The organism is Neorhizobium galegae, assembly GCF_017877135.1.
Lineage (GTDB): Bacteria > Pseudomonadota > Alphaproteobacteria > Rhizobiales > Rhizobiaceae > Neorhizobium > Neorhizobium galegae_A.
Map to the genome: position 1 here is coordinate 405,915 of NZ_JAGIPH010000005.1, position 11,462 is coordinate 417,376.

An 11,462-nucleotide genomic window follows, 5' to 3' on the forward strand; every position below is an offset into this window, starting at 1 on the left:
ACGATAGAGATGCTCTATCGCTTTCATATTGTCAATGAATTGGATCTATCGACCATTCTTCCTCATAGTCGTCTTCAGAAAGGAGACGACCTCATGAACCCCTTGTTGAAGGCGCTGCATTCGCGCCACCGGATCCTCGAAGACCGCATCCAGTCGGAGCAGAAATCCCCGGCACCGGACAGCCTGCGCATCATGGCGCTGAAGAAGATCAAGCTGCGCATGCGCGAGCAGATCGAATTCCTGCAGCGCACCGGCAGCAATGGAAAGCCGATGACGCCTGCACGACGTCCGGGCCCTTCTTTCCCCTAAGGCCGCTGCGGTTTGCGAACATCTTTCCGGAAATAGCGACGGTGCGAGCGCCGTAACGCTCCCCCGTCCTCGAAAGGCGAGACGATCCCATCGTCTCGCCTTTTTTTGACGCCTCAACTCAGGAATCACTTTCATGTACGTGTTTTTTTCCATTGCGCAGCAGAATATTCTGTCTGCGCCGATCCTCTTCTTCGTGCTGGGTTTTGCCGCAACCCTTGCCGGCGGTCATCTGAGCCTGCCGGATGCGGTGTCGCGCATGCTGGCGCTCTATCTGATGCTGGCCATCGGCTTCAAGGGCGGTGCTGCGCTGACCGAAACGACCGCGCATGGGGAATTTGCCGTGCTTCTTGTCGCCGGCATTGCGCTTTCGGCACTGACGCCGCTTCTCGGCTATGGCCTGCTTGGCCGCATTAGCGCTTTGCCGCCGATAGAACGGGCAGCCGTGGCGGCCCATTACGGTTCGATTTCCGTCGTCACCTTTGCAGCCGCCACTGACGCGCTGACACGGCTTGGCATCACCTCTGATGGTTTCATGGTCGCCGTTGCCGCGGCCATGGAAACGCCGGCGATCTTCTGCGCCCTGCTGCTGATCTTCCGGCGCAACCCGCCAGATGCAGGGGAGGTGACCCACCGGAAATCGGCGCTCGTCGAGGTGTTTCTCAATGTCACCATCGTCATCCTCCTGGGCTCCTTCCTGATCGGCTTTCTGACCGGCAAGCGGGGCATGACGGAAATGTCCGGCTTCATCGTCGATCCGTATCGGGGCGCGCTCTGCCTGTTCCTGCTCGATCTCGGCACCAAGGCCGCCGCCGGCCTGCGCAAGAGCTGGCACGACATGAAGCCGCCGCTGCTGCTCTTTGCCCTTGCCATGCCGCTTGCAGGCGCCTTGCTTGCAGCAGCCATTGGCTGGATTGGGGGCGCTTCCCCCGGCAACACGGCGCTGCTGATCACCCTTGCAGCCAGCTCTTCCTATATCGCCGCCCCTGCCGCCATGCGCATTGCAGCGCCGGAGGCACGCCCGGCAATCTATCTCGGCCTCTCGCTCGGCATCACCTTTCCGTTCAACCTGATCATCGGGCTGCCGATCTACTTTTCCATCGCCGGGGTCTGATCAAGGATGCGGAAGGGCCGCCCGCAACACCGGCGGCCCTTCTCGTGATGAGGATGTCTAAATCGACCGATCGTCGACAGCCCCGGTCCAGGACTGCGGCAGATCAATCGTGATCCGGGAACGGATATCGCCGGCATGGGCCGCGATAAGAAGATCATAGCGCCCGGGTTCTGCGTAAAAGGCTTTCCGCTCCACATCGAAATAGCTGAGGTCACGCGGAAAAATGGTGAGCCGCGCGGTTCCGGTCTCTCCCGGCTCCAGCGTCAGCTTGGCAAAGGCGCGCAATTCCTTATGCGGTCTTGGAAGGGTGGGGTCGGCCGGAGAAACGTAAAGCTGCACCACGTCCGACCCCCGGGTCGAACCGATATTCCTGAGCTCCACCGTCACGGTGACACCGTCGCTGCCCATCTCCTGCGCTGAAGCCACAGCATCTGCCCAGGCAAAGCGGGTATAGCCAAGGCCGAAGCCGAAGGGGAAAAGCGGCGCGATGTCGTGGCTGTCGTGATGGCGGTAGCCGACGAACACGCCTTCCGCATAGCGCACGTGGCCATCCCTGCCGGGATAGATGGCACTGTCACCGCGCATGGCGCAATTGTCTCCAAGGCTCCTCGGAAATGTCTGCGGCAGCCGCCCACCCGGCTCGACATCGCCGAACAGCATATCGGCCACCGCATTGCCCAGTTCCTGCCCCGGATACCAGACCTGCAGCACGCCGCGCACCTGCGAGAGCCACGGCATTTCCACCGGTCCGCCGGTCTGCAGCACCACGACCGTGTTGGGGTTTGCGGCAGAAACACGCTCGATCAGTTCATCCTGCCGTCCAGGAAGGCGCATGTCCGGCAGATCGAGGCCTTCGGTATCCCATTCCCCGTCACGCCCGACAAACAGCACGGCGACATCGCAGGCCCGAGCCTGTTGTACCGCCTCCTCCAGCGCGGCGTCGCCCAGTGGCTTTTCCAGGCCAAAGCGGATAGCGGTGATGTTGATGCCTTCTTCCGCCGGCGGCGGCGAGAGATATTCGACGGTCAGGCGATAGGTCTTGCCAGCGTCGAGCGCGAAGGTCTTGCGCAGCTCACTGTTGGCGGTGCCAAAATAGTTCTCGCCGCGTTTCCAGCCGTCATAGCCATTCACCACCAGCTCGCCGTCGACGTAAAGCTTGGCCAGGCCCGCATTGGTCATGCCGAACACATGCTCGCCGCTTTCCTCGACGCTGAAATCGCCTGTGATGCGCACCGAAAAATCCTTGAGCGACAGCGTCGGATCCGGCAGATCGAACCAGAAGAATTCTCCCTTCTGCGCGGTTTCCGTCACCACCGGAGAGCCCTTGCAGCCCTTGCCGGCAAAATAGTCCACCGTGAGTTCGCCCGTCATGACGCTGGTCAGCCGGTTGTTGCGGCAGCCCACCGCGTGGCGGATGCAGTTGGCGTTGGACAGAGCGTTGCGAATTCCCTCAAGCGGGCTCACGATGTAATGCGCATTGATCTGCGCGCTGCCGCCGCCCATCACGCGCGCCGCCGCTGCATTGGGGCCGATGACGGCAATGTGCTGCAGCGAGGCCTTCTGCAGCGGCAGGATGCCGTCATTTTTCAGAAGAACCGCGCCCTCCGCGCCAAGGCGACGGATCAGCGCGCGGTCTTGTGGCAGATCGAGCGCCTGCTCGGACAGATCGGGCGCCGTTTCGAATGCGCCGACGCGCTGCAGCAGTTGAAGAATGCGGCGGGCGGCCTGACGCACCGCTTCTGCCGAAACCGCGCCGTCGTTGACTGCCTGAACCAGTTTTTCGCCGCGATCCCGGCTTGGGCCGGGCATTTCGAGGTCCAGCCCGGCATTGACGGTCTCCGCCGTCGAATGCGAGCCGAACCAGTCGGACATGACGATGCCGTCAAATCCCCAATCCCGGCGCAGAACCTCGGTGAGCAGCCAGCCATGCTCGCTGGTATAGGTGCCGTTCAGCCGGTTATAGGAGGACATCACCGCCATGACGCCGGCCCGCTTCACCGCCTTTTCGAACGGCAGAAGGTAGATCTCGCGCAGCGACCGCTCGTCGATGTCGGAGGACATGGTCTGGCGTTCGATTTCCGATTCGTTGCCGACAAAATGCTTGATGGTCGCGGCAATGCCCTGGCTCTGCACACCCTGGATATAGGCGACCGCCAATTCGGCCGTCAGCAGAGGATCCTCCGAATAGCATTCGAAATTGCGCCCATTGAGACCGGAGCGATGAATATTGACGGTCGGTGCCAGAAGAACCGATGCCCCCTTGCTCTTGGCCTGGCCGGCAAGCGCGACCCCCATGCGTTCAACCAGTTCGGGGTTCCAGCTTGCGCCAAGGGCGATGGCGACGGGAAAGCAGGCAGCCTTGACGCCGCCGACCAGGGAGCCCGCACCGCGGGCGCCATTGGGGCCGTCCGTCACCTTGATCTTCGGCACGCCGAGACGCTCCACCGGCACCGTCGTCCAGAAATCGGCACCGGACAGAAGCGAAACCTGTTCCTCCAGCGTCATGGCGTTCAGGATGTCATCGATCATGGTGTCCTCCGGGGTCTGGGAATGATGTGATCGTGTTCAGGCGCGGTGGCCACTTGGTGTGACGCCCGATCCGTGCAGGGTGGCGTGCAGGTCACGGCGGATTTGGCGCCCGCCGAGAACGGCGAAACCTGCTGCCGGCTCCTCGTCATGGTCCGCCCTCCCGACATTAAACCTACCGTTCAATCGGTAATAAAAAAACTTCCCGGAAGCAATGGTTCGCAAGGCCGGCTTGAACTTTCGCGGACCATGGCCGGTTACGGTTGCCGTGGCTGCAATTCGGAATAAAAGAGCAGGCTATGGAGAAGGAGAACCAGATGAAGGGCCGCAGCAATTCGCGCAACGAGGATCCGGCCGAAGCGTCTGCGTTAAGACGCCGCCGCTCGCCGAAGGGGGACGAGCGCCGCGAGCAGATTCTGCTTGCCGCCATGAAGCACTTTGCCGATGACGGCTACCAGAGCGCCTCGTTTGCCGCGATCGCGCAGGAGGTCGGGCTGTCCCTGCCGGGGCTTATTCACTACTTCCCGTCCAAGGTCGATCTGCTCCTGGCCATCCTGGCGCGGCGCGACGCGGAAAGCGGCAAGGTTATCGGCCCTTCCAACCCGTCCTGGCGTGCCCTGCTGCAGGGGCTGGTGGATGTGGTGAAGGCCAATACGAAGTCGGCCGGCGTGGTGCGCACCTTCGCCATCCTGAACGCCGAAAGCCTGACACGCGATCACCCTGCCGCGACCTGGTTTGCCGAGCGCGCCCGCGCGGTTTCCCGGATGGCGGCCCAATGCTTTGCAGAAGGCATCGCAAAGGGGGAGATCCGTCCTGAAGTGCGGCCGGACCAGCTGGCGGCAGAACTGATTTCCATGATGGACGGGCTGCAGATGTTGTGGCTGCGCGCCCCGGGCGAGATCGACATGGTGGCGATCTTCACCAGCTATATCGACCGCCTGATCGCCGGCATCGAGATCCGCTGATGCGCCTGGAGTATTTCGGTGCTTCATGGAAACACCGAAATACTCTAAGGCTTTGTTTTAACGCATTTCCGGACGGAAAGCCGTTTCACACTTTTCCCGGAAATGCTCTAGGCCCTCACCTTGCCGTGCCCCGGACGCGGCAGGTGCAGGACGCAGCGCAGTCCCTCCGGATCAAAGTGAAGTTCGGCCGTGCCGCCGCCCGGCGCAAGCGCTGCCGTAATCAGCCGCGAACCGAACCCCTTGCGCGTCGGCGGCGAAACGGCAGGTCCACCCTCCTCACGCCAGACGATCTCGATCATGTCCGGCAGCAGTTCCCACTCCACCCGCACGATGCCCTGGCCGACAGAGAGGGCGCCATATTTGGCCGCGTTCGTCGCCAGTTCATGAATGACGAGCGCGAGACGCGGTGACGTTTCGACATCCAGCGCAAGCGACCCGCCCTTCAGGCGCAACCGCTCCTGATCATAGGCCGACAACAGGATGCGCAAGAGCGTTTCCACGTCGTTCGGCATGGACTGGTGGCCGGACGACAAGCGATGTGCTTCAGACATTGCCCGCAGGCGTCCTTCGAAGCGGGGCATGAATTCGCCAAGGTCACCGCTGGCGCGCGCCGTCATCTGCGCGATTGCCTGCACCAGCTGCATGATGTTGCCGACCCGATGGCGCATTTCGCGGGCCAGAACCTCCGCCTCGTTTTCCGCCTGTTCGAGTGCCGTCATCAGGCTCTGCATGGCATGCATGATCGCAACCGTCAGCGCACCGAAACTCGTGAACACGGTGGACGACAACAGGGCGCTGGCATAGCTCACCGGACGGACATAGACCCAGATGACGACGGCAAACACGAGGCCGCACAGCATCAATGTCGTGCCGCCCGCGCGCCCGCCCCAGGCGGTTGCCAGCACGATGAACGGAAAAAAGGTAATGAAAGGCGCACCCAGAAGGATCTGGTTCAGCGCCAGCCAAAGACCGACGGAAACTGCCGCACAGGCGAGCGCAACCAGTTGACCGACAAGAAATGACGGCCGCCTGCGCGGTACCAGATACATCCACCAGGCGTCCCTCACCTGGATTTTATGCTCGCCCATCCTCGACTCCGAACTGCATCAGAATATTCGAACTCACGCGAATTCATAGTCACGCCTTACGCAAAAACTCTATGCAAATTCGGTGACTTGAGGCTGACGCAAGGCCAGATTGCAGAGCGGAGACTATCAGGCGCTCGGCGTGCGCCAGAAGGCGCCGGCAGCGAGGAGAAGCCAGCCGGCGATCATGCCTATGCCGCCGGCAGGCGCTGCCATGGGAAACAGGCCGGCATGGCCGAAATGGCGCATCACGAGATCCGTGGCGAAAAGAAGCGTGCCGAATGCAAGAACCAGCCCGGAGAGCGTGGCCGTGCGGATCTGGCCGTTTGCAAGATAAAGACCGAGCAGAACCGGCGCGTGGGCAAGACACATGGTGGAGGCCGATCCGAGCAGATGCGCATCGCCGCCGTGGCTTGCCGCAGCGGCCAGAACCACGCCGCAAGCTCCCATGAAGCCTGAAAGCATCAGGATGAGCGGACGAAACTGTTCAAGCCCGTGCATCAAGCCTGCTCCTCACGGTTTTGCATATGGTACGCAAGCCGCTCGATCGGCGGCCAGATGATCTCGCGCAATTTCGGATTGGTGACCGTGTCGGTAAGCGCGCGCGAAAAGCACAAAAGCCATTCGTCGCGTTCGGCGACACCGATCGCCGCGCCGAAGTGCCGCGATCGCAACCGCGGATGACCGTATTTTTCAATGTAGATCGGAGGGCCGCCAAGATAGCCGGTCAGATATTCGTAAAGCTTGTGCTCGCTGCCCGAAAGGTCGGCCGGGTGGATGGCGCGGCAATTGCGCGCCTCCGGCAATTCGTCCATCAGCTGATAGAACCGGCGCACCAGCGCCCGGATCGTCTGATCGCCGCCGATCGCCTCGTAAAGGGTGATTGTTTCGCCACTCATGTGCCCGGTCCGTGTCGCCTGTCACAGGGGTGTTAGCCCTTCCCCTGCCACGCGGCAAGCAGGCAAGGCGCCGCAGCTGAAACGGGCTGTGGCTGTGCGGCCTTACTCGGAACCCGGATCGACATCCTGAGCGTCGGTCGCCGGAAGCGCACCGGTTCCCGGCGTCTTCTCGTGATTTTCCACCTTCGACCGTGCCTTGGGGCCAGCCGGCAGCGTTGCGCTATAGGCGCCGTCCGACTTGTTTTCGCCTTCAACCGACTTCTTGGCTTCGCGATTCTCGTCCATCATCATCTCCTTGGTTTTCGGGGAGAAGAACGAGGCCTGCGCAAGATGGTTCCGTCCGACGGACCGGTCGGTCAGGTCTCGCCCCGATCCGTCGCTTCTTCCACGACGGTGTCTGGAATATCGTCGAACGAGGCGTAGTTCAGATTGTAGAGCCTGGAATAGAGCTTTCCGTTGCGCATCAGCTCTGCATGATTGCCGTTTTCCACCAGTTCGCCGTTCTGCAGCACGATGATGCGGTCCGCTTCCCGGATGGTGGCCAGCCGGTGCGCGATGACAAGCCCCGTGCGGCCTTTCAGCAGCTTGACGAGCGCCTTCTGGATCAACATTTCCGTATAACTGTCGATATTGGCGGTGGCCTCGTCCAGAACCAGGATCTTGGCATCCGCCACCAGCGCCCGGGCAAAGCTGATCAACTGGCGCTGGCCGAGCGACAGGTTGCCGCCGCGCTGGCCCAGAATGCTGTCATAGCCTTCCGGCATACGCAGGATGAACTCGTGGGCTCCAACCGTCTGCGCTGCGGCGATCACCTCCTCGCGCGTGGCGTCGGTCTTGTGATAGCGGATATTGTCGAGAACCGAGCCGGTAAACAGGAACGGCTCCTGCAGCACCATGGCGATCTGGCGACCGAGCGAATCCTGCGTGAGGTCGCGCACATCATGGCCACCCACCAGCACGGCACCCTGCTGCACCTCATAGAAGCGGTGGATGAGCGACATGCAGCTCGATTTGCCCGAGCCCGTCGGCCCGACCAGGGCCACCGTCTCGCCGGGGTTCACTCGGAAGCTGACATGCTTCAGCACCGAATGTTTCGGGTTATAGCCAAAGACGACATCCCGGAATTCCACAGATCCATCCATGTCCGGCGGCAGCACCACCGCATCCGGCTTGTCCTTGATGTCGATGCGAACATCGAGAACATCGGTCAGGCGCTGTCCGGATGCCATGGCACGCTGCATGACCGAATATTGCAGTGTCAGCGACCGGATGGGATCGAAGAATCGCTGGATATAGAAGAGGAACGCCACCATCACGCCGACATCGAGCGCCTGGTTCAGCACCCGTGCGCCGCCGACCACGATGACGAGCGCCATGGCGACACCGGTGAGCGTATCGACGATCGGCACCATGACCTGGGCAAAGCGGGCGGCCGTCAGATGCGTCCTGAGATTGGCGCTTGCCTTGTCATCAAACAGGTTGAAGTTGACCGACTGGCGATCCATGCCCTGCACGGCGCGCACGCCGTGAATGGCTTCGGCCAGCGCACCGCTTGCCACCGAATTCGTCTCATGCGCTGCCATGAAGGATTTTCGCGCCCGCGGCAGCCAGAAGATGCGCACGATGAACAGAACCGGAAGCGCCGACAGGGTCAGAAGGCCGAGCCCGAAATCGAGATAAAGCATCACGACGACAATGCCGATGAGGAGCGTGATGTCGCCGACCGACAGAACGGAGGTTTCCAGAAATTCCTGCATCGAATTGACGTCGCCCTGCAGGCGCGACATCAGGCGGCCGACTTCCGTCTTGTCCATGAAAGACAGCGAGACATATTGCAGATGGGAAAACATGGCGCGGCGGATATCGAAGAGCACGTCTTCGGCGACATTGCCAACCAGCGTTTCCTGCGCATAGCTTGCGACAAAATTGATGAGGATGGCTCCGGCAAAAGCCAGAATAGCGAAGACGAGTGCTGCTTGGCCGGCACCCGGCTGCATGCCGTGGTCGATCGCGTAGCGGATGATCAAGGGGATGGCGAGCTGCATGGCGGTAAACACAAGGACCGCCACCACCGCGAGCGCCACCTTGCCACGATAAGGCGCCACGAAGGCCCAGATGCGGGCAACGATGTTCTTGTCGAACACCTTGCCGAAAATTTCCTCCTCGATGCGATGGGAACCCACCACGGCGCGGGGCGGCCGGCGGCCATCCTCGCGCACATCGGCCCGTTCGGTTTCCAGCTCTTCTGCCATGTTGGTCTCCTCCCGCCTCAGCCGGTCAATGCATCGTCGCCAGGGCGGACCTGGAGATCATACAAGGCGCGGTAGCGTCCGTTCCGCGCCAGAAGCTCCTCATGGCTTCCCTCTTCGACGATGCGGCCATCCTCCACGAACAGGATGTGATCGGCATGCATCAGGGAACTCAGGCGATGGGCAACGATGATCGTGACGCGCTCGGAAGCATAGCGGCGCATGGCATGACGAATGCGCTGTTCGGTTGCCGCATCGATGGCCGCCGTCGAATCGTCAAACACCATGACGGCGGGTTTCAGCATGACGGCGCGCGCAATCGACAACCGCTGCCGCTGGCCGCCCGATAGCGACACGCCCCGCTCGCCGACGACCGTGCCATAGCTTGCGGGAAGGCCAAGGACGTAATTGTGCAGCTGAGCACTTTCCGCTGCGCGCGAGATCTGGTTTTCCTTGGCCCAGGGATCGCCATAGGCAATGTTGTTCTCGATCGTAGTGGTGAAGAGGAAGCTGTCCTGCTGCACGACGACGACGGAGCGACGCAGCGACTTCAGCGTCACAGCGCGAATGTCCTGCCTATCGAGCGTTATGCGTCCGCCACTGACATCGTAGAAACGCGCAATCAGATGGGCAAGCGTCGACTTCCCGCTGCCCGGTGGCCCGACGATGCCGATCGTCTGGCCCCGTCTTGCCTCGAAGGACACGCCGTCGAGGGCGGACGTGTCCGGACTTGCCGGATAGGCGAAGGAGACGTTCTCAAAGCGCAACGTGCCCTCGCTCAACTGCAGGGGACGGGCACCCGGCGCGTCCTTCACCGCGACCTCCAGATCAAGCAGGCCAAACAGGCGGGCGCCGCAGGTGGAGGCGCGGGCAAAGGCGTTCACCATCAGGCCGAGCTGACGCACCGGCATCTGCAGGATGGTCATGAAGGTGAGGAACGAGGCGAGTGTGCCAACCGTGATCTCGCCCGCCATGACCTTGCCGCCGCCGATATACAGCACGAGACCCATGGCCGCGAAGAAGGACAGCGTCATGGCACTGGTATTGGCGACCCGAATGCCCACCCGCTGATGGGCAAGTTCGAGTGCGCTTTTTGACGCCGCATCGAACTTTTCGAGCTCGTGCTGTTGTGCCGCAAAGGCCCGGACGACGCGAATGCCGCCGAGATTTTCCTCCATCACCCTTGTCAGCACCTGCAGCCGTTCCTGCAGATCAAGCCAGGTCGCCCGCAGGCGAAGCTGCGTGACCGAAGAGCGCCAGCCGACAAAAGGCACGAAGCTCAGGGCCAGAAGCCCCAGCACCACATCCGTTGACAGGAGCAGGTAGGCACCGAGCCCGATCAGCACCGACAGAAAGATCATCCGCACCAGGGCTGTGGAGAAATACATCCGCACGCCTTCCAGATCGAGAAGGCCGATGGTGATGAGATCGCCCGAATGGACGCTGTCATGAAAACTGAAGGAGAGGCGCTGGATCTTTTCATAGCAGGCGAGCCGCAGCTCATAGCCGATATGATGGCCGACGGCCTCGCTGTAATAGTTCTGCACCATGGTGAAGAGCCCACGCAGGATGCTCGCACCCAGAAGCAGAAGTGCGGTGACCAGAAGCGCGTCCTGCGCCGCTGTGCCGACAGAACCGCCGGCGCCAATGCCCTGCGCCTCATCGATGGCGCGCCCGAGAAGCTTCGGGATCATCAACTGAAACCCGGAGGCAATCAGGGTTGCGCCGATAGCGAGCGCCGACTGGAAAGGATGGCGAAGGGCCATGACGGTGATCCGCGTCAAGATTGAAAGCCCCTTGCCCCAACCTGCAGCTTTCACATGCCCCCGCGAAGCGGACTGCGCGGCGGAGCCAATCCTGGTCTCGGTCTTCACGATCTCATTCCAATAGCTGGCCGCCGAACGGCCCAAGGGGCATTCCGGTTAGCCGGAACGATAGATAAGGGGTGATTTAGGCAGGCGCTCAAAGAAGGGAAGCACGATAGGAGACCGATTCGCCAAAAAACAAAAGCACCTGTTGTTTTCCGACAGGCCCCGCCGACCAGCCGCCTTCGACGTGTCACCTTATGGCAACGTTAGTGCTTGGTGGCAGGTGCGTAACGCGTGTTCAACGCACAACGGGCAAACCAGGCGGAGCGCAGCCATGGCACTCCTTACCCGATCAGCATGCCCGCCGCTTGCTCCGAGTCGCCCGGCATATTCAGCCGCCGGTTCAGCAGAAGAGAGACCTCTCCAACAGCGCCTTGCTTCAGCACAGCTTAAAGGGCAATTGCTGGCTTCGCGAGCGGGCTCAACGCCAAAAGCCCCACGTAGGGGGCT

Annotated in this window: 10 protein-coding genes; 3 read left to right on the plus strand and 7 right to left on the minus strand. The window is 61.7% G+C overall.

Translation table 11 applies throughout. From position 1 onward, the window contains the following. Positions 1-93: 93 nt before the first annotated feature. Together J2858_RS17100 and J2858_RS17105 are read left to right on the plus strand one after the other, a co-directional pair. On the plus strand, positions 94-309 hold the full coding sequence (locus J2858_RS17100; protein WP_210106022.1) for a YdcH family protein: 216 nt from the start codon (positions 94-96) through the stop codon (positions 307-309). A gap of 133 nt (positions 310-442) precedes the next feature. Further along, a complete protein-coding gene (locus J2858_RS17105; RefSeq protein WP_210106023.1) occupies positions 443-1,420 on the plus strand; it encodes a sodium-dependent bicarbonate transport family permease in 978 nt (325 codons plus the stop codon). Positions 1,421-1,477: 57 nt separating this feature from the next. Here J2858_RS17105 and J2858_RS17110 read toward each other — a convergent pair whose 3' ends face one another. After that, positions 1,478-3,949 carry a beta-glucosidase gene (locus J2858_RS17110; protein ID WP_210106024.1) on the minus strand — a complete coding sequence of 824 codons (2,472 nt, stop codon included), beginning with the start codon at positions 3,947-3,949 and terminating at the stop codon, positions 1,478-1,480. A gap of 296 nt (positions 3,950-4,245) precedes the next feature. Between J2858_RS17110 and J2858_RS17115 the strand changes: the two genes are divergently transcribed. Next, entirely contained in the window at positions 4,246-4,911 is a 666-nt protein-coding gene (locus tag J2858_RS17115; protein WP_245366384.1) for a TetR/AcrR family transcriptional regulator, read from the plus strand. A 107-nt stretch (positions 4,912-5,018) separates the two neighbouring features. On the opposite strand, the gene J2858_RS17120 is transcribed toward J2858_RS17115, so the two are convergent. The 6 genes from J2858_RS17120 to J2858_RS17145 form a co-directional block, all read right to left on the minus strand. Then, positions 5,019-5,999 carry a sensor histidine kinase gene (locus J2858_RS17120; RefSeq protein ID WP_210106025.1) on the minus strand — a complete coding sequence of 327 codons (981 nt, stop codon included), beginning with the start codon at positions 5,997-5,999 and terminating at the stop codon, positions 5,019-5,021. A 126-nt stretch (positions 6,000-6,125) separates the two neighbouring features. Continuing rightward, positions 6,126-6,497, minus strand: a complete 372-nt coding sequence (locus tag J2858_RS17125; RefSeq protein ID WP_210106026.1) for a DUF423 domain-containing protein — start codon at positions 6,495-6,497, stop codon at positions 6,126-6,128. After that, the gene (locus tag J2858_RS17130) at positions 6,497-6,895 is read right to left on the minus strand and encodes a group II truncated hemoglobin (protein WP_210106027.1); all 399 of its coding nucleotides are present in this window, start codon (positions 6,893-6,895) and stop codon (positions 6,497-6,499) included. Before J2858_RS17130 ends, J2858_RS17125 begins: the two co-directional genes overlap by 1 nt. Before the next feature lie 102 nt (positions 6,896-6,997). Next, positions 6,998-7,180, minus strand: coding sequence for a hypothetical protein (locus tag J2858_RS17135; protein WP_210106028.1), 183 nt, complete (start codon positions 7,178-7,180; stop codon positions 6,998-7,000). Positions 7,181-7,251: 71 nt separating this feature from the next. Next, a complete protein-coding gene (locus J2858_RS17140; protein ID WP_210106029.1) occupies positions 7,252-9,147 on the minus strand; it encodes an ABC transporter ATP-binding protein in 1,896 nt (631 codons plus the stop codon). A 17-nt stretch (positions 9,148-9,164) separates the two neighbouring features. Next, positions 9,165-11,018, minus strand: coding sequence for an ABC transporter ATP-binding protein (locus J2858_RS17145; RefSeq protein ID WP_348635501.1), 1,854 nt, complete (start codon positions 11,016-11,018; stop codon positions 9,165-9,167). Positions 11,019-11,462 lie beyond the last annotated feature (444 nt).